The organism is Billgrantia antri, from assembly GCF_017868935.1.
Taxonomy (GTDB): domain Bacteria; phylum Pseudomonadota; class Gammaproteobacteria; order Pseudomonadales; family Halomonadaceae; genus Halomonas; species Halomonas antri.
The window spans coordinates 1,027,354-1,049,188 of the sequence record NZ_CP053383.1; the positions used below are offsets into that span (position 1 = coordinate 1,027,354).

19 protein-coding genes are annotated in these 21,835 nt (G+C 62.9%); 12 read left to right on the forward strand and 7 right to left on the reverse strand.

The genetic code is table 11. The features are described 5' to 3' along the window. Positions 1–35: 35 nt before the first annotated feature. Positions 36–941: a LysR family transcriptional regulator gene (locus tag HNO53_RS04935; protein ID WP_209476709.1), complete on the reverse strand. Its 906-nt coding sequence runs from the start codon at positions 939–941 to the stop codon at positions 36–38. A 112-nt stretch (positions 942–1,053) separates the two neighbouring features. Between HNO53_RS04935 and HNO53_RS04940 the strand changes: the two genes are divergently transcribed. From HNO53_RS04940 to mtgA, 3 genes are all read left to right on the forward strand, one after another. Then, positions 1,054–2,163: an S-(hydroxymethyl)glutathione dehydrogenase/class III alcohol dehydrogenase gene (locus tag HNO53_RS04940; protein WP_209476710.1), complete on the forward strand. Its 1,110-nt coding sequence runs from the start codon at positions 1,054–1,056 to the stop codon at positions 2,161–2,163. A gap of 175 nt (positions 2,164–2,338) precedes the next feature. After that, positions 2,339–3,193 carry an S-formylglutathione hydrolase gene (gene fghA / locus HNO53_RS04945; protein WP_209476712.1) on the forward strand — a complete coding sequence of 285 codons (855 nt, stop codon included), beginning with the start codon at positions 2,339–2,341 and terminating at the stop codon, positions 3,191–3,193. Between the two features lie 24 nt (positions 3,194–3,217). After that, positions 3,218–3,928 (forward strand): monofunctional biosynthetic peptidoglycan transglycosylase, encoded by a 711-nt coding sequence (gene mtgA / locus HNO53_RS04950; protein WP_209476714.1) that lies wholly within the window; start codon positions 3,218–3,220, stop codon positions 3,926–3,928. A 30-nt stretch (positions 3,929–3,958) separates the two neighbouring features. Here the strand turns inward: mtgA and HNO53_RS04955 are convergent, their stop codons facing one another. Continuing rightward, positions 3,959–4,873 carry a DMT family transporter gene (locus tag HNO53_RS04955; protein ID WP_209476716.1) on the reverse strand — a complete coding sequence of 305 codons (915 nt, stop codon included), beginning with the start codon at positions 4,871–4,873 and terminating at the stop codon, positions 3,959–3,961. Positions 4,874–5,087: 214 nt separating this feature from the next. Here HNO53_RS04955 and HNO53_RS04960 point away from each other — a divergent pair, with 214 nt between their 5' ends. From HNO53_RS04960 to HNO53_RS04970, 3 genes are all read left to right on the forward strand, one after another. Beyond that, positions 5,088–5,477, forward strand: a complete 390-nt coding sequence (locus HNO53_RS04960) for a DUF4168 domain-containing protein (RefSeq protein WP_209476718.1) — start codon at positions 5,088–5,090, stop codon at positions 5,475–5,477. 123 nt (positions 5,478–5,600) lie between these two features. Beyond that, the gene (locus HNO53_RS04965; RefSeq protein WP_209478521.1) at positions 5,601–7,511 is read left to right on the forward strand and encodes a DUF294 nucleotidyltransferase-like domain-containing protein; all 1,911 of its coding nucleotides are present in this window, start codon (positions 5,601–5,603) and stop codon (positions 7,509–7,511) included. Positions 7,512–7,514: 3 nt separating this feature from the next. Beyond that, positions 7,515–8,240 (forward strand): 3'-5' exonuclease, encoded by a 726-nt coding sequence (locus HNO53_RS04970; protein ID WP_209476720.1) that lies wholly within the window; start codon positions 7,515–7,517, stop codon positions 8,238–8,240. A 21-nt stretch (positions 8,241–8,261) separates the two neighbouring features. Here the strand turns inward: HNO53_RS04970 and HNO53_RS04975 are convergent, their stop codons facing one another. From HNO53_RS04975 to HNO53_RS04985, 3 genes are all read right to left on the reverse strand, one after another. Further along, complete coding sequence (locus HNO53_RS04975; protein ID WP_209476722.1) at positions 8,262–10,046, reverse strand: putative bifunctional diguanylate cyclase/phosphodiesterase; 1,785 nt, start codon at positions 10,044–10,046, stop codon at positions 8,262–8,264. Positions 10,047–10,288: 242 nt separating this feature from the next. After that, a complete protein-coding gene (locus HNO53_RS04980) occupies positions 10,289–11,953 on the reverse strand; it encodes a BCCT family transporter (RefSeq protein WP_209476724.1) in 1,665 nt (554 codons plus the stop codon). A 53-nt stretch (positions 11,954–12,006) separates the two neighbouring features. Next, positions 12,007–12,432 carry a universal stress protein gene (locus tag HNO53_RS04985; RefSeq protein ID WP_209476726.1) on the reverse strand — a complete coding sequence of 142 codons (426 nt, stop codon included), beginning with the start codon at positions 12,430–12,432 and terminating at the stop codon, positions 12,007–12,009. A 433-nt stretch (positions 12,433–12,865) separates the two neighbouring features. On the opposite strand from HNO53_RS04985, the gene HNO53_RS04990 reads away from it, so the two are divergent. From HNO53_RS04990 to HNO53_RS05015, 6 genes are all read left to right on the forward strand, one after another. Then, on the forward strand, positions 12,866–14,011 hold the full coding sequence (locus HNO53_RS04990; RefSeq protein WP_209476728.1) for an ABC transporter ATP-binding protein: 1,146 nt from the start codon (positions 12,866–12,868) through the stop codon (positions 14,009–14,011). A 52-nt stretch (positions 14,012–14,063) separates the two neighbouring features. Continuing rightward, positions 14,064–15,185, forward strand: a complete 1,122-nt coding sequence (locus tag HNO53_RS04995) for an extracellular solute-binding protein (protein ID WP_209476730.1) — start codon at positions 14,064–14,066, stop codon at positions 15,183–15,185. Positions 15,186–15,274: 89 nt separating this feature from the next. After that, positions 15,275–16,528 carry an ABC transporter permease gene (locus HNO53_RS05000; RefSeq protein ID WP_242597545.1) on the forward strand — a complete coding sequence of 418 codons (1,254 nt, stop codon included), beginning with the start codon at positions 15,275–15,277 and terminating at the stop codon, positions 16,526–16,528. A 4-nt stretch (positions 16,529–16,532) separates the two neighbouring features. Next, positions 16,533–17,384, forward strand: coding sequence for an ABC transporter permease (locus HNO53_RS05005; protein WP_209476731.1), 852 nt, complete (start codon positions 16,533–16,535; stop codon positions 17,382–17,384). Positions 17,385–17,662: 278 nt separating this feature from the next. After that, the gene (locus HNO53_RS05010) at positions 17,663–18,094 is read left to right on the forward strand and encodes a hypothetical protein (protein WP_209476733.1); all 432 of its coding nucleotides are present in this window, start codon (positions 17,663–17,665) and stop codon (positions 18,092–18,094) included. A gap of 95 nt (positions 18,095–18,189) precedes the next feature. Further along, positions 18,190–18,717, forward strand: a complete 528-nt coding sequence (locus tag HNO53_RS05015; RefSeq protein ID WP_209476735.1) for a hypothetical protein — start codon at positions 18,190–18,192, stop codon at positions 18,715–18,717. A gap of 213 nt (positions 18,718–18,930) precedes the next feature. Here the strand turns inward: HNO53_RS05015 and HNO53_RS05020 are convergent, their stop codons facing one another. Together HNO53_RS05020 and HNO53_RS05025 are read right to left on the reverse strand one after the other, a co-directional pair. Then, on the reverse strand, positions 18,931–20,319 hold the full coding sequence (locus tag HNO53_RS05020) for a sigma-54-dependent transcriptional regulator (protein ID WP_209476737.1): 1,389 nt from the start codon (positions 20,317–20,319) through the stop codon (positions 18,931–18,933). After that, a complete protein-coding gene (locus HNO53_RS05025) occupies positions 20,316–21,773 on the reverse strand; it encodes a sensor histidine kinase (RefSeq protein WP_209476738.1) in 1,458 nt (485 codons plus the stop codon). The genes HNO53_RS05020 and HNO53_RS05025 overlap by 4 nt, the downstream gene beginning before the upstream one ends. Positions 21,774–21,835 lie beyond the last annotated feature (62 nt).

A 21,835-nucleotide genomic window follows, 5' to 3' on the forward strand; every position in this document is an offset into this window, starting at 1 on the left:
CAAGCCTCATCCTGGCGTCCTGCGGGGCGCCTTTTTTATGCTTTGGTTACCGTGCAGGCCCGCGCCAGGTCGGCAGGCAGATGGTCGACCAGGTAGTCGACGAACTGGCGAACCTTGGCGGCATGCTGGCGATGGCGCGGCATGACGGCCCAGACGCCTGCGTCTCGACATTGAAAGCGGGACAGCACTTCGACCAGCTCGCCGCTGGCAAGATAGGGCATGACGTAATAATCGGGCAGCTGCGCCAGCCCCAGCCCCTTGAGAGCCGCATCGAGCAGCGCGAGCCCCGAATTGGCCTGCCAGGGCCCTTGCACACGGACTTCACGATGCAGCCCATCGATATCGAAACGCCACACATCGCGTGAGCCGATCAGGCAACGATGATGGGCCAGTTCCGCCACCGAGTGTGGCTGCGATATGCCCTGGAAGTAATCGGGGGAGGCGACGATGTATTCGTGACGCTCGCACAAACGCCGCGCTACCAGAGAAGAGTCTTGTAGCGTGCCCATGCGAATGACCACGTCGTAACCCTCGTCGATCACGTCCACCTGGCGGTTGGTCAGGTGCAGGCGCATCTCGAGCTGGGGATGAAGGCGCAGGAAGTCGTTGATCAACGGGGCGAGGAAGCGTTCTCCGAAGGTGGTGGCACAGCTGACCTGGAGCACGCCGTGGGGGCGCTCCTGCAGGCTCTGCAGGTCGTTCTCGGCTTCGCGGAAGCCATCGAGCAGTTCGCGGCAGCGCACATAATAGCGCTCGCCGGCATCGGTGAGATGGATCTGGCGCGTGGTCCGGTAGAGCAGCGGCAAGCCCAGCTCCTGCTCGAGCTGAGCGACTTGGCGGCTAATGTGCGAGTTGGACACGTGAAGCTGTCGTGCCGCCGCGGCAAAGGTGCCCAGGCGGACCACCTCGACGAACGCCTCGATGCCATCCCAGTGAGCCATAAATGCTCCATTGTTGCTCAGTTGGAATAATGTTGTGTCGTTGTTTCTATATCATCATAGCCTTGGCCGCACCTAGACTGATAGTGCAAGTCATCATTATCAGGAGATCTGAATGAAGTCGCGTGCCGCCGTTGCCTTCGAAGCGGGCAAGCCGCTCGAACTCACCGAGATCGACGTCGAGGATCCCAAGGCCGGGGAGGTGCTGGTGCGCATCGCCGCGACCAGCGTCTGCCACACCGACGCCTTCACGCTTTCCGGGGCCGACCCCGAGGGCCTGTTCCCCTCGGTGCTGGGCCACGAAGGGGCCGGCATCGTCGAGGCGGTGGGCGAAGGCGTCACCAGCCTCGAGCCCGGCGATCATGTCATCCCGCTCTACACCGCCGAGTGTGGCAAGTGCAAGTTCTGCCGCTCGGGCAAGACCAACCTGTGCCAGGCGGTGCGCGCCACCCAGGGCCAGGGGCTGATGCCCGACGGCACCTCGCGCTTCTCGCTCGACGGCAAGATGCTGCACCACTACATGGGCTGCTCGACCTTCAGCGAGTACACCGTGCTGCCCGAGGTGTCGCTGGCCAAGGTGTCCAAGGAGGCGCCGCTGGACAAGATCTGCCTGCTCGGCTGCGGCGTGACCACCGGTATCGGCGCGGTGCTCAACACGGCCAAGGTCGAGCCGGGCTCCACCGTGGCCGTGTTCGGCCTCGGCGCCATCGGCCTGGCGGTGATCCAGGGCGCGCAGATGGCCAAGGCCAGCCGCATCATCGCCATCGACGTCAACCCGGACAAGTTCGCGCTGGCCAAGCAGTTCGGCGCCACCGACTTCGTCAATCCCAAGGAATACTCGGATCCGATCCAGCAGGTGATCGTCGACCTGACCGACGGCGGGGTCGACTACTCCTTCGAGTGCATCGGCAACGTCAACGTGATGCGCTCGGCGCTGGAGTGCTGCCACAAGGGCTGGGGCGAGTCGGTGATCATCGGCGTGGCCGGGGCCGGCGAGGAGATCTCGACGCGGCCGTTCCAACTGGTCACGGGCCGGGTGTGGCGCGGCTCGGCATTCGGCGGGGTGAAGGGGCGCAGCGAGCTGCCCGGCTACGTGCAGCGCTACATGGACGGCGAGATCAAGATCGACGAGTTCATCACCCACGACATGCCGTTCGAGCAGATCAACGAGGCGTTCGAGCTGCTGCACGCGGGCAAGAGCATTCGGACGGTACTGCACTTTTAACAGGTGCCGCTTTTTACCACGCCCGAAGCCGCGTGCCGCGCCCATGACAGGTGCTCGAAGCCGCACCCAGAATAGGCGCCCGGTGCCGCGCCCATTATTAGCAGGCGCCTGGCGCCAGCTCTGACGAGCCGCCCAGCCGTATTTCGCTGGGCGGTGAAGGTAAGGAGATCGAACCATGACCATGACCGAGAACCTCGAGCCGATATCGAGCAACAAGAGCTTCGGTGGCTGGCACAAGCGCTACCGGCATCGCTCGCGGGCGCTGGACTGCGAGATGGAGTTCGCCATCTACCTGCCGCCGCAGGCCGAGACGGAACGTGTGCCGCTCTTGTGGTGGCTGTCGGGGCTGACCTGCACCGACGAGAACTTCATGCAGAAAGCGGGCGCGCATCGCTTGGCGGCGGAGCTGGGCATCGCCATCGTCTGTCCTGACACCAGTCCGCGAGGCACGGACCTCCCGGGCGAGCACGACAGCTACGACTTCGGCTCGGGAGCGGGCTTCTACGTCAATGCCACCCAGGCCCCCTGGAAGCAGCACTACCGCATGTATGACTACGTGGCCGAGGAGCTGCCCTCGGTGGTGCGTCAGCACTTCCCGGTCAATGGTCGCGAGGCGATCAGCGGCCACTCGATGGGTGGCCACGGGGCCTTGACCCTGGCGCTGCGCCGTCCTGGGCACTACCGCTCGGTGTCGGCCTTCTCGCCGGTCGTCAATCCCACCCAGTGCCCCTGGGGGCGCAAGGCCTTTCGCGAGTATCTGGGTGACGACCCCGGCGCCTGGACGCAATACGATGCCTGCGAGCTGGTGGCCAAGGGCGCTTCGAGTCAGCATCTGTTCATCGATCAGGGCGAGGCGGACCAGTTCCTGGAGGAGCAGCTCAAGCCAGAGCGCCTCGAGGCGGTATGTGAAGAGCATGATCACCCCCTGACGCTGCGGCGCCAGCCAGGTTATGATCACAGCTATTTCTTCATTGCCACCTTCATCGAGGATCACCTGCGCTATCATGCCGAGCATCTGCACAAGCATTGAGCGCTCCACCTGCCAGGGTGGGGCATGATCCAAGCCTGGCTCCATCGCGCACTACGTTGGGCGGCCCTCGTCGGGGCCGCCTTCGTCGTACTGTCCATCGTCCTTGTACTGATGCTGAGGTATGTGCCCGTCTATGGCTCCATGGTGATGCTGGAGCGCAAGGTCGAAGCATGGGCGGCTGGTGAAACGCTGCCCCTTCGCCATCAATGGCGGCCGTGGGCAGAACTCTCCGACCATGCCAAGTTGGCGGTGATCGCCGCCGAGGACCAGCGTTTCGCCCTTCATCACGGCTTCGATGTGGACGAGATACGCCGGGCCTGGGAAGCCAGCCGCAACGGGGCGACGCTGCGTGGGGCCAGCACCATCAGCCAACAGACCGCCAAGAATCTCTTCCTCTGGACTGGGCGTAGCTGGCTGCGCAAGGGGTTCGAGGCCTGGTTCACCGTATTGCTCGAGGCACTGTGGCCCAAGCAGCGCATTCTCGAGGTATATCTCAATATCGTCGAGTGGGACCATGGGGTGTTCGGCCTGGAAGCGGCCGGCCAGCACTATTTTGGCGTCTCGGCCGGGCGACTTAGCGAGACCCAGGCCAGCCGGCTGGCAGCGATCCTGCCCAATCCCCGCCATTGGGACGCGACTCGCCCCGGTCCTCACGTCGAGCGTCGCAGTCAGTGGATTCGCCAGCAGATGCGTAACCTCGGGCCGGGATATCTCGAGCAACTCGCAGCAGATTGAGTCTCTCTGCTCCTACCGCAAGGCGAGGGCCTATCGGCGTGCCTGGCCGCGTGCCGCGAGCACCACACCCACGATGGTGATGGCCATGCCGACCAGCGCCGCCAGCGGCAGACGCTCGTCGAACAGCCACCAGGCCTGCAGTGCCGTGACCGGGGGCACCAGATAGAACAGGCTGGCCACGCGCGAGGCCTCGCCGCGCCGGATCAGCGCCATCAGCAGCAGGATGGCGGCTATCGACAGCACCAGCACCAGCCAGCCCAGGGTCAGTACGAAGGTGGGCGTCCACTCGACATGACGTTCCTCGAGCCACAGGGCACCGAGACCGAGTAGGACGCCGGCGGAGAGATACTGCACCACCGTCCCCGAGAGCAGCGGCATGCCGGTACAGAAGCGCTTCTGGTACAGCGTGCCCAGGGTGATGCCCGCCAGTGCAACCAGCACGCAGGCCAGCGCCCCGAGACCGAAGCCCTGGAACGAGGCCGTCCCCGGATCGAGCTTGCTGCCCAGCACCATGGCGATACCGACCAGCCCGAGTACGAGCCCGAGCCACTGAATGGCAGTGATGCGCTCGCCCAGCAGCGGACCTGCCAGCGTAGCGGTCAACAGCGGTTGCAGGCCGACCAGCAGTGCCGTGAGGCCCGCCGGCATGCCTAGGTAGATGCCGTAGAACACTCCGCCCAGATAGGCGGCGTGCACCAGCAGGCCCGATACGGCGATATGTCCCCTCAAGCGCCAGCCCTGCGGCCAGGTGGTGCCCATCAGCATGACCAGCGGAATCAGCAGGGCGAGGGTCATCACGAAGCGAATGAACAGGAAGGTGAAGGGCTCGGCATGGGGCAGGCCGAATTTTGCACCAATGAAGCCGGTGCTCCACAAGGCCACGAACAGCACCGGCATGCTGGCCAGCAGAGCGGCCTCGAGACGAGAGTTGGCGGATGACGACATGGCAGGGAAGATCCTTGTGCTCGGGCAACCAAGCGCTGACGATACTGAGTTGGTGGCGCAAGCGAAAGCTAGCAGGTTAACTTTTTACACTTGGTTGGCTGGGATTGATGCCAAGGGAGCACTTTTTTACATTTTCTTGCATAAAAATCTGAACTCCCATCGTTCCCCCTCGTCAGACTTCTTACATTCACGGCAACACCCTTGGAGGTATTACATGCAACGGATGACCGCACTGTTCTCGGCTGCCCTGCTCGCTGCCGGGCTGCTGACCGTACAGGCGCATGCTCAGCAGGACCCCGCCCAGGATCCGGCCGGTCAGCCGCAAGCGCAGGCACCCGCACAGGACTTCTCGGATGATCAGCTTCAGCAGTTTGCCGATGCCTCCCAGGAAATCGCCGTGATTTCACAGGAGTACACCGAGCGTCTGCATGCGGCAGAAGACGAGCAGGCCCAGCAGGAAGTGCGCATGGAGGCCAATGACAAGATGGTCGAGGTGGTAGAGCAGAACGGTCTTGACGTCGACACCTTCAATGCCATCGGCCATGCCATCCAGCAGGACCCCGAGCTGATGCAGCGCGTACAGGAGATGGCCGAGCAGTCGTAAGCCGGCCTTCCTGATGGCGAGAAAGGTCACCTGCGGGTGGCCTTTCTTGTGTCTGGCGTCGGCGGGCCCTTATGCTCAAGGCGCGGCATGACGATTGGCATCGACCCTGGGGGCCCTACCGAGATGGAAGCGGAACTACTCGAGATTCGGCAGCACATGGGGCGCTTCCCGCCCTTCGATGCACTCGACGACGACCTGCTCGACAGTATGGCCGGGCAGGTCGAGGTGGCTTATTTCAAGGCAGGAAGCGATATCCTCCAGCTCGATCAGGAGCTCCACGAGCTGTGTTACATCCGCAGTGGAGCGGTAGAGATTCGACGGCGCACGGGCGATCTCTACGATCGCCTGGGCGAAGGCGACATCTTTGGCCATTTCAGTCTGTTGAGAAACAATCGGGTACGCTTCCCGGCCCGGGCCCTGGAAGACACCCTGATCTACTACCTCCCCGAGACGGTCTTTCAGCACCTGTGCGAGGCCGACGAGCATTTCGCCGACTTCGTGGAGCTGGAGCGTCCACGACTGGAAGCGGCGGTGGAGGAGCACAAGAAAGCCAATGACATGATGATCACCCGGGTGCGCAAGCTGCTGACGCGCTACCCGGTGATGGTGGAAGCCAGCGCCACGGTACAGGAGGCAGCCCGCCAGATCACCGCGGCGCAGGCTTCGTCGGCGCTGATCCTGGATGAGCCCGACGACCCGCGTTACACCTTCAGCGACAGTCAGGACCGACCCTGGCGGCTACGCGGCATCCTGACCGACAGTGACTTTCGCACCCGCATCGTGGCCGAAGGGGTGTCGCCCGACACCCCCGTGGGCGAACTGGCGAGTGGCGGGCTGATCACCATTCAATCGGATGAGTCGGTACACGAGGCGATGCTGTGCATGCTGCGCAACAACATTCATCACCTGCCGGTGCTGTACCGTCGCCGGCCGGTGGGCATCGTGCATCTCTCGGATATCATTCGCTACGAGACCCACAGCAGCCTCTATCTGGTCAGCAACATCTTTCACCAATCCAGCGTCGACGGGCTGGCGCGTCTGGCGCCCGACGTGCGTGCCGCGTTCGTGCGCATGGTGGAGGAGGGGGCCAGTTCGCAGATGGTCGGCAGCGCCCTGTCGACTATCGGGCGCAGTTTCGCGCGACGCCTGCTCGAGTTGGCCGAGGAGGCACTGGGGCCACCGCCGGTGGCATACTGCTTCATGGTCAACGGCTCCATGGCACGCAACGAGCAGACCGCGGTCACCGATCAGGACAATGCGTTGATCCTCTCCGACGACTTCGAACCGGCTCGGCACGACGCCTACTTCCTCAGCCTGGCGCAGTTCGTCAGTGACGGTCTGGCGGCCTGCGGCTACGCCTACTGCAAGGGAGAGGTCATGGCGACCAATTCCCAATGGCGCCAGCCCTTGTCGGTATGGAAACGCTACTTCGAGGAGTGGATAGAGTCGCCGACCCCGGAGCGGCTCCTGCACTGTTCGATCTTCTTCGATCTCGACAGCGCTCATGGCGAAGAGGCCTACGTCGAGCAGTTGCAGGACCTGATCGCGAAGAAGGCGCCGAACAGCCCGCTGTTCCTTGCTGCCCTGGCGCGTAATGCGCTGAACCGTACGCCGCCGCTGGGCTTCTTCCGCACCTTCGTGATGGAGAAGGATGGCAAGCATAACAACTCGATCAATCTCAAGCGCCGGGGAACGGCGCCCCTTGTCGACCTGATCCGCGTGCATGCATTGGCGTGTGGCTCGCGTGCCCAGAACAGCTTCGAGCGGCTGGATGACATTGCCGCCACGCAATTATTGGCCCCCGGGGCGAGCGACAAGCTGCGCTATGCCATGGAGCTGCTCTCCATGGTGCGGATTCGCCATCAGGTGTTCGATCTGCAGCAGGAGCATGAACCGGACAACAATATCGAGCCCGAGAACGTTGCCGACAGCGAACGCCACCACTTGAAAGATGCCTTCCAGGCCCTGAGTCATGCCCAGAAATTCCTCAAGTATCGCTATCCGGTGCCGGCGCAAACCGGTCGGGCGCGCTGAGTCATGCTGTCCCATCGATTCACCTCACGCTCGCAAGGGCATGAATGGCCCTCCTACCTGCAGCGCCGGGCGGCCGAAACCCGGGCGCCCTCATTGAAGACCTTCTTCGCCGCGGACTGGCCGGCGCCCGAGACGCCCATCGGCGAGGCACCGCTGGTGGCCCTGGATTTGGAAACCACCGGTCTCGACGTGCAGCGGCATGCCATCGTCAGCATCGGCCTGGTGCCCTTCAGCCTGCAGCGAATCCCCATGGCCGAGCGCCGCTATTGGGTCGTGCGTCCCAGCCGGCCGCTGTCCGAGGCCTCGGTCACCTATCACCACATTACTCACTCGGAAGTGGCCGAGGCCCCTGATCTGGAGGCCATCCTGCCCGAACTGCTCGAGGCCTTGGCGGGGCGGGTCGTCGTGGTGCATTTCCGCCACATCGAGCGGCCCTTTCTGGATGAGGCGATCAAGGAGAGGCTGGGAGAGGGGATTCGCTTTCCGATGATCGATACCATGTCGCTGGAAGCAAGGCTTCACCGGCTTTCGCTGTGGTCGCGAGTACGGCGCTGGATGCGGCGTCCACCCGTGTCGATACGTCTGGGAGACAGCCGGCGGCGCTACGGGCTGCCCGACTATCAGGGGCACCATGCCATGATCGATGCACTGGCGACGGCGGAATTGTTGCAGGCCCAGGTGGCGAGGCACTACGACCCCGCACTTCCCGTCAGTGCGCTGTGGACCTGACGGCTCGTCGCGGCGGGCGACTCACAGCCATAGCTCGGCGAAGGTGTCGCCGTCCACCGGGCGGCCGAAGTGAAAACCCTGAACCCCGGTACAGCCCAGCGCACGCAGGGCCTCGGCCTGCTCAGCGGCCTCGACGCCCTCCGCCACCGTCAGCATGCCCAGGGTCTGGGCCATGGCAATGATGGTGGAAACGATGGCGTGATCATGACTGCTCTTGAGCATGTCCTGGACGAAGGACATGTCGATCTTGAGGGTGTCGGCGGCAAAGCGCTTGAGGTAGGAAAGTGACGAATAGCCCGTGCCGAAGTCGTCGATCGCCAGGCTGAAGCCCGCCTTGCACAGCGCCCGGGTGACGCGCACCGTCTGCTCGGGGTTGCGCATCAGGCCGCTCTCGGTGAGTTCCAGACCCAACTTGCCGGGGGGCACGCGTGTCGCGATGCGCTGAATGTGTTCGGCCAGGCGGGGATCGTCCATCTGCTGTGCCGACACGTTGACACACAGTCGACCGGGGAACGGCTTGCCCTGGCGCTCCCAGGCCAGGAGCTGCTGACAGGCGGCCTCCAGTACCCATTCGCCCAAGGCACAGATCAAGCCCTGCTCCTCAGCCAGTGGGATGAAGGTGCCGGGGCTGACGTGGCCGAGGATCTCGTCGTGCCAGCGGCAAAGCGCTTCCGCTCCGGTCAGCTTGCCTGTCTTGAGGCTGAACTGGGGCTGGAAGGCGAGCGATAGCTTGCCCTTGGCCAAGGCCTCGCTGAAGCGCAACTGTAGCAACTCGTACTGGTGCAGTTCGTCCGCCATGGTGGCGGTAAAGAAGCGGGTGCGGCTGCTGTCCCGCTTGGCATGGTTGAGCGCGATACTGGCATGCTGGAACAGTGATTGGGCCGTGTCGGCATCGCGGGGAAACAGTGCCGCGCCGACACTGGCGGAAATCGAGAAGCTACGTTCCGATAGCTGGATCGGTGCCGTGAGACTGTTGCGGTACCGCTCGATGGCGTGCGCCATGGCAGCCGGCCGAGTGTCGGTGAGCAGCACCATGAACTCATCGCCCCCAAGACGGGCGATGAACTCTCCCGGCTCTGCCTGGGCGCCGAAGCGGCCGGCGATCTCGGCCAGTATGAGATCACCCAGCTCGTGCCCTTGGGTATCGTTGATCTGGCGAAAGCGCTGCAGGTCGAGATAGAGCAGACCCAGGCAGTTGTCACGCAAGCGGGCCTGCTCGCAGGCCTCCTCCAGGCGCTCCATGAAGTAACGCCGGTTGGGCAAGCCCGTGACGCTGTCCCAGTAGATGAGCTGCTGGATACGATAGTCGCTGCTGCGCCGCTTCTCCTCCTCGGCCCGCCGCGCCATCTCGGCGCCAGCCTGGGCCGCGGCGATACGCAGCACCTCCGGGGCATAGGCCGCCAGTTCCAGCGGATGGTTGGAGAGCACCGCCAGCAGGCCGACGAGGTGGCCTTGCGGCGCACGCAGTGGAATGCCCACGTAGCTCTCGACGCCCAGCTCTTCCAGCATGATATCGTCAGGAAAGCGTTGACGAACGTCGCCGGAGAACTCGCAGACTTCGCCCTCCAGAACGTGCTCGCAGGGAGTGCCGGCCAGGGCATAGACCGAGGCTGGCTGGAACGAGCCCCGTGACCAGAAGGCAACGGTTCGGATCGAGGCATTATCGGAAAGCAGCTTTCCGATGAGCACGTGCTCCCCACCGAGTATCGTGGAGATGCGCTCGACCAGGTGATCGAACGCCTGGGGAGTGCCGGCCTTGCCCAAGCCATCGGCGAGCAGACGAAAGGCGTCTTCGGGTGCCATCATGGGCGAGAACGGTCCTTAGGCATAGTTGTAATGATCTACTCGAAATATGCCCGAAGCGATAGCGCGTTGCTAGTGGCCGATAGCCGCATGAAACACTTGACGACGGCGGCTTTTTCATCCCGCAGAATGAGCCCCCGTCGGGAGTGGCCAGTCGGATGGCGATGGAGGTCCGGCAAGCGGGGGAGTGTGTCGCCCTCGACGTCAGGCAGCCCCGTGGGCTGCCTGACGTTCGGCCGGTTGCGTCAAGTACGCGGTTCGCTCATCAACCCCTTGACGATGGCATAGCAGCCAGCCAGCAACACCAACGTGAAGGGCAGACCCGTCGAGACGGCCATGGCCTGCAGGGCGGTCAGCCCGCCGCCCAGCAGCAGGGCGATGGCGATGACACCCTCGATGATGGCCCAGAACACGCGCTGTGGTTTGGGCGCGTCGACCTTGCCGCCGGCGGTGATGGTATCGATCACCAGCGAGCCGGAATCCGACGAGGTGATGAAGAACACCACCACCAGCACGATGCCGACGAAGGAAGTGATGGCCGTCAGCGGCAGTTCACCGAGCATGACGAACAGCTGCAGCTCAAGGGCTGAGTCGCGCACACCCTCGAAGCCGTCACCGACCAGTTGGTCGATGGCCGTACCGCCGAAGGCGGTCATCCACAGGACCGAGACCAGCGAGGGCACCAGCAGCACGGCGATCAGGAATTCGCGCACGCTGCGACCACGGCTCACGCGGGCAATGAACATGCCGACGAAGGGCGACCAGGAGATCCACCATGCCCAGTAGAAGGCAGTCCACCCCTGACTGAAGTTGGCATCCTCACGGCCGAAGGGGTTCGACAACGCCGGCAGGTTGACGACATAGGCGCCCAGGTTCTTGAAGAAGCCGCTCAGGATCAGCAGGGTCGGCCCGACCAGGATGACGAACAGCAGTAGCAGCACCGCCAGCCCCATGTTGATCTCCGACAGCCGGCGTACGCCCTTGTCCACCCCGGCCAGGATCGACACGATGGCGATGGCGGTGATGCCGAGAATCAAGAGCACCATGGTGGCATCCGATTCGGGTACGCCAAAGAGATAGGTGAGGCCAGCCGAGGCCTGCGAGGCGCCGATTCCCAGCGAGGTAGCGAGCCCGAACAGGGTGGCGAAGACTGCCAGGATGTCGACGATATGACCCGGCCAGCCCCATACCCGCTCGCCCAGTATGGGGTAGAAGATCGAGCGCATGGTGAGCGGTAGGCCCTTGTTGAACGAGAAGATGGCCAGCGCCAGCGCCACCACGGCATAGATAGCCCAGGGGTGCAGGCCCCAATGATAGATCGTCGCGGCCATGCTCAGGCGGGCGGCGCCTGCAGGATCGTCCGCGGCTGCCCCCAGCGGCGCCCAGTCGGTGCGCACGCCGTCCTCCACGGCAGTGCCGCCCAGAGCCGAACCGAAATGAGACATCGGCTCGGAGACGCCGTAGAACATCAGGCCGATGCCCATCCCGGCGGCGAACAGCATGGCAAACCAGCCTAGGTAGGTGAAGTCTGGTTTGGCATGCATGCCGCCGATGCGAACCTTGCCCAGCGGTGATACGACCAGGACCAGGCACAGCAACACGAAGATGTTGCCGGCGAGTAGGAAAAACCAGGACAGGTTGCCGGTGAGCCAGTTGCGCATGGCATTGAACAGCGGCTCGACCTCGGTCTGCAGGGCAAGGGTGATGACCACGAAGAATACCGTGACCAGTGCCGATATGGTGAAGACCTTGCCGTGCAGGTCGATACTGAAGCCGAGCTTGTCGGTGGCCAGATTGTCCTGCCCGATGACGTAGTCGGTATCGATCAGGTTGGCCGGCCCTTCCGGCGCCGGCACGCCTTCCGAGGGCTCAGGTTCTCTGGCCCTGTCGGTGCGAGAATCGTTATCCACGTTACGCTCTCCCCTTGAAAGATCGAATGTACGATGGCGGTGAACGGATGGGGTCAGGAACGAGAAGGCCTGACCAGAAAGACCGAGACATCGGTATGGGTGGCAATCTTGCCACCATGAGACGGCATGATGACGTCGAGGTGCTTCGGTGGGTGGGTGGGCATGACCACGAGGTCGGCGCCTACGTCGTCGATTGCCTGAATCAGAAGGTCGTCGAGATCGGCGACCGGGTCGGCACTGCTGATGGTATGCACACTGACGGGCTGGCCATGCAGCGCCGCTCGCTGCTGGGCGAAGGTCTCCAGTTTGCGTTCATACTCTTCCGGGCTTCGGGCCACGCTGCTGGGGGCCGTGGAGGTTACCCCGACATAGCAGACTTCGGCCTGATAATGTCGAGCCAGATCGGCCACGGCTTGCAGGGAAGGCTCGAGCACTTCCAGGTGGGCGAGGTCGACCGGAACCATGATTTTACTGTACATGTTCGTGCTCTCCTGATTTACGTGATGTCGGCGCTCCGACGAGACGTACGCGGGTGCACGTATGGGACGTTACACAATGTCAAGTGTGGCGGCTTTGGCGCGTGGTGCCAGTTCTATAATCGGCATGCAGGACGTTCCTGCGCGACACTATAGTGTGGACAGGGATTGTACATGAACGGAATGGCGTTGCCGAATTCACCCGGAAGAGCGTTGCCAGAGGTATTGGCGTAATAATAATTTACCTTGGGTAACGTTGGGTTAACCGATATCCCGCCGTCTGTCCCCCGTCCTGGTTCAACGATATTTGGACTCTGTGGGGATTGCGGGCACTGACCGGATAGGAATAGGGTCAGGGAATTCCGACAAGAACAAGGGCCAGCCTGAGCAAAGACAATCATTCTTAACGTTCGGCCAGCCGCTATGGGAACCCTGCATGAACGAAAGCCTGCTACAAGAACGCCACGATAACGCAAGGGAAGACGGTCATGAGACGGATGCAGACTTCGTCCGTTTCATTGACGTGCAGAAGAGCTACGACGGGGTCGAGCTGGTCGTCAAGGGATTCAACCTCGACATTCACCGAGGGGAGTTCGTCACGCTGCTGGGCCCTTCCGGGTCGGGCAAGACCACCTGCCTGATGATGATGGCGGGCTTCGAGACACCCACTCATGGCCAGATCCTGCTCAAGGGCGACCCGATCAACGACCTGCCGCCGCACAAGCGGGGCATCGGCATGGTATTCCAGAACTATGCTCTCTTTCCGCATATGTCGGTCGCCGAGAACCTCGCCTTCCCCCTAGAAGTCCGTCACATGAGCAAGGCCGAGACCAAGCGCAAGGTGGACCGTGCGCTGGCCATGGTGCGCCTCGAGAACTTTGGCGATCGGCGCCCGGCGCAACTGTCAGGAGGGCAGCAGCAGCGCGTGGCTCTGGCCCGGGCGCTGGTCTTCGAGCCCGAGCTGGTGCTGATGGATGAGCCGTTGGGGGCGCTCGACAAGAACCTGCGCGAGGAGATGCAGTACGAGATCAAGCGCATCCATGCCGACCTGGGCGTCACCATGATCTACGTGACCCACGATCAGACCGAAGCCTTGACCATGTCCGATCGCATTGCCGTTTTCAACGATGGCGTGGTTCAGCAGTTGGCGGCACCGGATACGCTCTATGAAGCGCCCGAGAATGCTTTCGTGGCCAATTTCATCGGTGAGAACAATCGTCTCTATGGCGAAGTGACCGAGACCATCGGGGACAAGTGCCAGGTCCGCCTCGACAGTGGGGAGACGGTACTGGCCAAGGCCGTCGCCGCAGGGGGCATCGGGACGCGCACGACGCTCTCCCTGCGTCCGGAGCGCGTCGCCATCGTCTCGGGCGAAGCCGACGAGGCTTTCGACAACCGCTTCCCTGCGGAGGTCCGGGAGGTCATCTATCTCGGTGATCACCTGCGTACCCGTCTCAGTGTCTGCGGCAACGATGAATTCATTCTCAAGACTCCCAACGCGAAGGGATATGCTTCGCTGAGGCCGGGCCAGTCGATCGACGTCGGCTGGGCCAGTAGCGACTGTCGGGCTCTCGATGCCTGAATGCGTTTCAATCTGAAGCGGTGTCAACAAGTACAACAAGCGGAGATAGACGATGAAAGACGATAGCAAGCAAGCAGGGAAACCGGCTCTCAAACTGATGGTATGTGCCGTGGCGGGAGCTTCGGCGATGGGCCTGGCGAGCGTGGCGCAGGCTCAGCAGACGCTCAACATCGTCTCCTGGGGTGGCGCCTACACCGAGAGCCAGCAGAAGGCCTACCATGAGCCGTGGATGGAGCAGACCGGCGACGAGATCATCAATCTCGACCGCAGCGGCAATGCCCTGGCCGGCCTGCGTGCACAGACACAGGCGGGCAACGTGACCTGGGACCTGGTCGACATGCTGCCGGCCGATGCCATGATCGCCTGTGCCGAGGGGTTGATCGAACCGCTGGATCACGACGAACTGCTGGCGGATGCGCCGGATGGCACGCCGCCGAGCGAGGACTTCGTCGACGGCGCCCTGGGCGAGTGCTTCGTCGCCTCGATCGTCTACTCCAACATCGTCGCCTTCAACACCGAGATGTTCCCCGAGGACAACCAGCCCAGCACCATTGCCGATGTCTTCGATCTTGAGAACTTCCCCGGCAAGCGCACCCTGCTGCGCAAGCCGATCAACAACCTCGAGTGGGCGCTGGTCGCCGACGGAGTAGCGCCGGAGGATGTCTACGACGTGCTCGAGACGGAGGAGGGCATCCAGCGCGCCTTCGCCAAGCTCGACACGATCAAGGACGAGGTCATCTGGTGGGAGGAGGGCGCTCAGCCGCCGCAGTTGCTCGCCGATCAGGAAGTCGCCTTCGGCTCTGCCTACAACGGCCGCATCTTCAATGCCATGGTCTCCGAGAACCAGCCCTTCGAGATCATCTGGGATGCCCAGGTGTTCGAGCTGGATGGCTGGGTGGTCCCGACCGGCAAGCTCGACAAGGTGAAGGACTACCTCCACTTCGCCACCGACACCCAGCGCCTCGCCGACCAGGCCCAGTACATCTCCTACGGCCCGGCGCGCTACTCCTCCTCGGACCTGGTCTCGGTCCACGCCGAGACGGGCATCGACATGATGCCGCACATGCCGACGTTCCCGCCCAACTTCGCGACTGCCATCCAGAAGGACGACGAGTTCTGGGCCGACTACAACGACGAGCTGACCCAGCGCTTCGACGCCTGGCTGGCCCAGTAAAGGTCCGCCGTCGCCCGGGTTTCCCGGGCGACGGCCCCATCGTCATACGCGTTTCCCAACCGCTTCCTTTGCTAGATGGAGAGGCCTGAGTGTCCCAATCGCCCTCTGTTCCCCTGACCACTGCGGATGGCGTACCGCTCAAGACCAGCCTGCGGCGCGCCGTGCGGCGCTCGAAGGTCAAGGCCTTCTTGCTGGTATCGCCATTGCTGCTGTTCCTGGGGATCGCATTCATCATGCCGATCGTCGAAATGCTGTGGCGCAGCGTCGACAATCCCGAAGTTTCCACCCAGCTGTCGCGCACAGTCGCCGCCCTGGAAGGCTGGGACGGCGAGTCGCTGCCTGGCGAACCGGTATTTGCCGCACTTGCCGAGGATCTGCGTGAGGGGCAGGAAGCGCGCAACCTGGGTTTGCTGTCGAGCCGGCTCAACTACGAGAAGTCGGGCATGCGCTCGACGATCAGCCGCACGGCACGGCGAATTGGCCGTGTAGAACCGCCTTTCCGTGAATCACTGATCGAGATCAACGACACCTGGGGTGAGCTCGACACCTGGAAGCTGATCCAACGCGAGGCAACTCCCTACACGCTTTCCTATTACTTGGCGGCGGTGGATCGCCAGCTGTCGCCGTCGGGAGAGATCGTCGAGGTGCCGGATCATCTCAAGGTGCATGTCTCGCTGTTCTGGCGCACCTTCTGGATGAGTGCGGTAATCACTGGCTTGACGCTGCTGCTCGGCTATCCGATCGCTTTCCTGCTGACGAGCCTGCCACTGCGCCATTCGAACCTGTTGATGATTCTGGTATTGCTGCCGTTCTGGACCTCGCTGCTGGTGCGCACCACCACCTGGATCGCGATCCTGCAGTCCCAGGGGGTGCTCAACGATGTCATGGTCGCGCTTGGCGTGATTGCCGACGAGGCACGCTGGCAGATGATCCACAACAAGGCCGGCACCATCATTGCCATGACGCATATCCTGCTGCCATTCATGATCCTGCCGCTCTACTCGGTGATGAAGACGATTCCGCCGAGCTACATGCGTGCGGCTCGCTCATTGGGCGGCAAGCCGTTCCTGAGCTTTCGGCGAGTCTATTTCCCGCTGACCATTCCGGGCATCGCCGCCGGGGGTATCCTGGTCTTCATCCTGTCGATCGGCTACTACATCACGCCGGCGCTGGTGGGCGGCCAGTCAGGGCGCTTCATCACCAACTACATCGCCTACCACATGCAGACCTCACTCAACTGGGGACTGGCCGCAGCCATCGCCTCGATCCTGCTGTTCGTGGTGATCGTCTTCTACATGGTCTTCAACCGCCTTATCGGTGTCGACAAGGTCAAGCTGGGGTAATCCGATGGCCATTCCTTCCTACGCGACTCGCGGTGAGCGCATCTGGCACTACGTCTTTCTGGGCATTTGCGCGCTGATCTTCCTGTTCCTGGTGGGGCCGCTGCTGATCATCATTCCGCTATCGTTCAATGCGGAGCCCTACTTCACCTTCTCGGATAAAATGCTCAGTCTCGACCCGGCAGGCTATTCGCTGCGCTGGTACGAAGACTTCTTCACTTCCAGCGCTTGGCTCAACTCCATCAAGAACAGCTTCATCATCGGCATCGCCTCGACGTTTTTGGCCACGGTCCTGGGCACCGTGGCTGCGCTGGGCCTCTCCAACCGGCACATGCCGGCGCGCGGCGCGATCATGGCGCTGCTGATCTCACCGATGATCGTGCCGCTGATCATCTCCGCGGCGGCAATGTTCTTCTTCTTCTCCAAGGTCAACCTGGCGCAGACTTACCTTGGCGTAATCCTGGCGCACACCGCGCTTGGCATACCGTTCGTCGTGATCACCGTCACCGCGACGCTGTCGAGCTTCGATACCACGCTGATCAAGGCGGCGCACAGTCTTGGCGCCAACCCCACGCGCACCTTCTTCAAGGTGGTGTTGCCCCTGGTGACGCCGGGTGTCGTTTCCGGCGCCCTGTTCGCCTTCATTACTTCCTTCGATGAAGTGGTAGTGGTGCTGTTCATCTCCGGACCCGCGCAAACCACCATGCCGATACAGATGTGGTCGGGTATCCGCGAACAGATCAGTCCGACGATTCTTGCGGTGGCAACGCTGCTGGTGCTGCTCTCCATGCTGCTGCTGACGACGCTGGAACTGCTACGGCGTCGTAGCGAGCGGTTGCGGGGCATTACGCCGGAATAGTGCGGCGGCGCAAGGCTCGATTCCCTGGCAGGGGCACCGTTCGGTGCCCCTTTTTGCTGCCCCTTGCTTCTGCCCGTGCGAGATACGGGGCCATTGCCTGTGGCAGACCTGCCCATGTGTCAATTTGCGCCAGCAATAAGAACAGTGTCGGGAGCAGGAATGCCTCTCTTGATTAAAGTTAATATTCTGTATTTTAAGAAAAAAATAGAAATCCCGGTGAGGCTGGCACGTCTTCTGCTGGAACGGAGTGAGGACGAGTCAAATCAGGGAGAGAGCCAATGAGTCATGAGACGCGTAAACCCAGATCTGCCTGGCGACTGACTGCCTTGGCTTCGGCAGTGGCGGTAGCGCTAGGGACGCTGTCACTTGCTGGTTGCGGCAATGAGGAAGACGAGCTGCCGCCCATCGAGGAGGAGGCGCCCGCCATGGAGGAGCAGGGTACCCAGATGGATGACGCGACGTCTGATCCCGGAATCGATCAGACCGACACCGCTTCCGATGATGGCGCTGAGGTGCCTGGGACGAACGCCGATGCAAACACGGAAGAGCAGGCTGACTCGGAAGTGACCGAGAACGTGGCTCCCGAGCAGGATCCGCTCCCGGAAGCCGAACAGGAACCGGTACCTGAGGAGCAACCCGAGGGGCAGCAGGCCACCATGGAGGGTGATCAGGAAGCGTCCTCCGAGGAAGAGCAGGGCAGCGGCAGTTAAACCGACGGCCCTTTCACGTGCCCCTGCCGAGGATGGCGGGGGCAGGCAGGAAGCCCAACCCGTCGTCGCAAGACGATATGGCAGGAGGTGGAGAGATGATGTCCAAGGAATTTCTGAAGAAGCTAGGCATTTTTGGCATTACTGTAGGTCTGACGGCGAGCCCGCTGGCGCTGGCGCAGCAGACTCAGCAGGACCAATACCAGACTCAGCAAGGCACCGATCAGCCGTCATACCCGACTACGGAAGAGGCTCCGGGCCATGAGACCGCACCCGGCGTCGATCCGGGGGATCCTGCGGCACCGGGTATCGACGGTACCACTGCACCAGGCGCGGATCCGGCCATGCCGGGCACCGAAGCGGATCCGGGCATGCAGCAGGATCCGGGTATGCCGCAAGAGCCGGGTATGCCACAGGAGCCTGGAATGGAGCAGAACCCGGGCATGCAGCGACAGCCAGGCACTGAAACCGTTCCGGGTGCCGATCCGACCATGCCGGGGGCGCAGGACGACGCCGGCTTCGGCAAGGGCGCGGAGGCGGTCCCGGGTGAAGAGCCCGAGTACGAGTACGAGAACGAGGAAGAAGAGTGGGACTATCCGGAGGAGGAGAACGAAGGCGCTTCGTGATCTACCGGGTTTCGGCCCCGGCCGGGCGGCTGGGGCCAGAGGAGTAGGATCGACGCAAGGATGCGTCACTCTAGCATGACGCGGCGCAATCCGCTGGCGGCCCGCCACCCTCCCCCCTTGCACCGTCAGTAGGATTGCATGGCGTGCTTCGCCCCCGAGCTCCCACGGGGGCCTTTTTGTGTCTTGCCATGGCATTGCATCGCTACGACGCGGTTACTCTTCCTCGAGGCGGCGATAGAGCGTACGCCTGGCGATGCCGAGGATGTCGGCGGTACGCCGCTTGTTGCCACCCGTCGCCTCGAGCACTTTCTGAATGTAGCGCTTCTCGACCTCCTCCAGACTGGGCCAACTCTGCTGGCCACGGGTCATCAAGGCATGGCCGGCTTCGACCTGACGGGCCACCCCCCGCTGTTCCTGACCATGCTGACGAATACGCTCGGGCAGGTCGGCATGGCTGAGCAGACCCTCCTCCGCCAGGGTCACGGCGCGCATGACGGCATTCTCGAGTTCGCGCACGTTGCCGGGATAGGGGTATTCCAGCAAGGTCTGCAAGGCCAGGGGCTCGATGCGCTCGATGTGCTTGCCCTGGGCGCCGGCATGCTTCTCGATCATGGCGGAGATCAGTCGCTCCACATCTCCCGGGCGTTCACGCAAGGGAGGGATGCGTAGCGAAAAGGTCTCCAGACGATAGAACAGGTCGCTGCGGAAGTTGCCGCTCTCGATCTCCTGCTCCAGGTCGCGATGGGTGGCGGCAATGATGCGCACATCCACTGCTTCTTCCTTCTCGGCACCCACTGCCTTGATCATCTTCTCCTGCAATGCCCGTAGCAGCTTGGCCTGCAGGCCGGGCGACATCTCGCCGATCTCGTCGAGAAAGAGGCTGCCGCCATTGGCTGCCTGGAACAGGCCCTGGCGTGATTCGTTGGCGCCGGTGAAGGCGCCTTTCACATGGCCGAAGAACTCGCTCTCCATCAGTTCGGAAGGAATGCTGGCACAGTTGATGGCAATGAAAGGTTCGTCGGCCCGCGGGCTCTCGGCATGAATGGCACGGGCCAGCAGCTCCTTGCCGGTGCCGCTCTCCCCGAGGATAAGGATAGGTGCATCGCTTCTGGCCAGGCGGGCCGCATCGTGGAAGAGAGACTGCATCGTCTCGCTCTCGCCGACGATGCCGTGGAAGTGGCCGGCCGGCTCGCTTTGATACAGACGCTCTGCCAAGCGGCGGTTTTCCAGTACCCGAAAGATCGCCTCCCCCACGCTCTCCAGGTCCAGTGGCTTGGTAAGGAAGTCGTCGGCGCCAATTTTTAGTGCCTCGACGGCCTGGTCGATGGTGCCGAAGGCGGTGATGACGATGAACCCCACTCGATTGCCTTCATGGCGCAGCTGCTCGAGCAACTGCATGCCGCTCATGCCGGGGAGGCGTACGTCGCTGATCACCAGAGCCACTTCGCTATGACTCAGGGTAACCACGGCTTCCTCGGCACTGCTTACACCTAGCGTGTGATACCCGGCCTCCTGGAGCTCCTCTTCCAGCAGTTCGAGAATGGCGGCGTCATCCTCGACGATGAGGATCGGAAGGTCGGTATGGCTGTGGCTCCCAGTCACGTGGCGGTTCCTCCTTCATCGCTATCGTTCAGTGGCAGTCCGATCTCGAAGCCGGCTCCCCCCAGTTCGCTGTCGAACACCCCGACGGTGCCACCATGGTCGTTGATGATTCGGTGCACCATCGAAAGCCCCAGGCCGCTACCTTGGCCAACGGGCTTGGTAGTGAAAAATGGATCGAAGACCTTCGGTTTGTCCTGATCGGCGATTCCAGTGCCATCATCCTCCAACCATAGCGTCAGCCAGCCTCCCTGTTCCCGTGAGTGGATGCGGACACGGCTGACGCCCTCGGCCTGGGCGGCGTTGCGTAGAAGATTGGTCAGCACCTGGATCAACTGCTGGCCATTGGCCAGCAGCGGTGAGGACGACGGCGCAAGGTCGAGTTCGAGCCGGATAGCGTTCTGCTCGAGGTCTTCCTCGACCAATTCGCGTGCCGTCGCGAGAAGGTCGGACAGCTCCAGCGGCTCCTTTTCGACATTGTGACGGCGACCCAGCTCCATCAGTTGGCGCACGATCTCGACGATACGCTCCACCTCGCTGCGAATGCGCCCGAGCTTGGCCCTATCCGCCTCGTCCAGGGTCTCACGCCGGGCCAGGCGCTGGGCCTGGCCGTTGATCACCGTGAGCGGCGCACCAATCTCGTGTGCAACCCCGGCGGCCAGCACGCCCAGCTCGGCGAGCTTCTTCGACTTGCGCAGGCGTTTCTCGAGCTCGATCTCCTTGCGCCGGCGCGCCTCGATGTCGGCGTCTTTCTCGGCCATGGCATCGAGCATGCCGTTGAGCGCAACGGCCAGGCGTTCGTACTCCTGCGGCCCCTTGGCTTCGGCACGCTGGCCGCGGTCGCCGGCCTCGACACGCTGCATAACGGCGAGCAGGCGCTCCAGCGGTCGCTCGATGTGGCGCCGAAAGCCCCACCAAATGCCGAATACGATGCCGGCGGCGCCGATGACGAAGGCCAGTAGCGCCAGCTGACTGAGGAACCCGGTGTAGTTCTCGATGCCGGTATTCAGGCGGTTGACTTGCAGTACGCCTTGAATCTCCCCGGTGGCGGAAAGCAGCGGCTTCAACGCCGAGTAGTAGTGCCAGCCTTCGTGCTCACGGTAGGCGGCCCGCATTTTTCCTTCCTCGGCCACCTCACGAATGGTCTCGGGGCTGAACAGCGCCTGGCCCAGCCCGAGGCCGTAGATCTCCCGCCCGCTGGCGTCGAACACATAGGCGCCGTAGATGCGATGAAACGAAAAAGCGGAGTAGAGCGACTCCTCCAGGGGCTCGGTGGCATCGCGCGTCAGGGCCTGGCTCAGGGTCGTGCCGATTACGTTGGTGATGACCTGGACTTCCCTCTCCAGACGATTGCGCACGTTGTCCTCCAGCGACTTGATGGCCACCAGGCTGAAGGTCAGCAGCGCGAGAAAGAGCGGTGCGATGATGGTCAGGAGTATGAGGTTGCGTAGGCGCATGGCGGCTCGCGAACGGTGGTCGACGAATGCGGCGGCTGTGCCGGCTCTCAGGCCGGGCGCCG

Bases quoted from the DNA above. Each gene is read 5' to 3' on its own strand.
- HNO53_RS04935 (WP_209476709.1), bottom strand. From the start codon at position 941: ATGGCTCACTGGGATGGCATCGAGGCGTTCGTCGAGGTGGTCCGCCTG.
- HNO53_RS04940 (WP_209476710.1), top strand. From the start codon at position 1,054: ATGAAGTCGCGTGCCGCCGTTGCCTTCGAAGCGGGCAAGCCGCTCGAA.
- fghA (WP_209476712.1), top strand. From the start codon at position 2,339: ATGACCATGACCGAGAACCTCGAGCCGATATCGAGCAACAAGAGCTTC.
- mtgA (WP_209476714.1), top strand. From the start codon at position 3,218: ATGATCCAAGCCTGGCTCCATCGCGCACTACGTTGGGCGGCCCTCGTC.
- HNO53_RS04955 (WP_209476716.1), bottom strand. From the start codon at position 4,873: ATGTCGTCATCCGCCAACTCTCGTCTCGAGGCCGCTCTGCTGGCCAGC.
- HNO53_RS04960 (WP_209476718.1), top strand. From the start codon at position 5,088: ATGCAACGGATGACCGCACTGTTCTCGGCTGCCCTGCTCGCTGCCGGG.
- HNO53_RS04965 (WP_209478521.1), top strand. From the start codon at position 5,601: ATGGAAGCGGAACTACTCGAGATTCGGCAGCACATGGGGCGCTTCCCG.
- HNO53_RS04970 (WP_209476720.1), top strand. From the start codon at position 7,515: ATGCTGTCCCATCGATTCACCTCACGCTCGCAAGGGCATGAATGGCCC.
- HNO53_RS04975 (WP_209476722.1), bottom strand. From the start codon at position 10,046: ATGATGGCACCCGAAGACGCCTTTCGTCTGCTCGCCGATGGCTTGGGC.
- HNO53_RS04985 (WP_209476726.1), bottom strand. From the start codon at position 12,432: ATGTACAGTAAAATCATGGTTCCGGTCGACCTCGCCCACCTGGAAGTG.
- HNO53_RS04990 (WP_209476728.1), top strand. From the start codon at position 12,866: ATGAACGAAAGCCTGCTACAAGAACGCCACGATAACGCAAGGGAAGAC.
- HNO53_RS04995 (WP_209476730.1), top strand. From the start codon at position 14,064: ATGAAAGACGATAGCAAGCAAGCAGGGAAACCGGCTCTCAAACTGATG.
- HNO53_RS05005 (WP_209476731.1), top strand. From the start codon at position 16,533: ATGGCCATTCCTTCCTACGCGACTCGCGGTGAGCGCATCTGGCACTAC.
- HNO53_RS05010 (WP_209476733.1), top strand. From the start codon at position 17,663: ATGAGTCATGAGACGCGTAAACCCAGATCTGCCTGGCGACTGACTGCC.
- HNO53_RS05015 (WP_209476735.1), top strand. From the start codon at position 18,190: ATGATGTCCAAGGAATTTCTGAAGAAGCTAGGCATTTTTGGCATTACT.
- HNO53_RS05025 (WP_209476738.1), bottom strand. From the start codon at position 21,773: ATGCGCCTACGCAACCTCATACTCCTGACCATCATCGCACCGCTCTTT.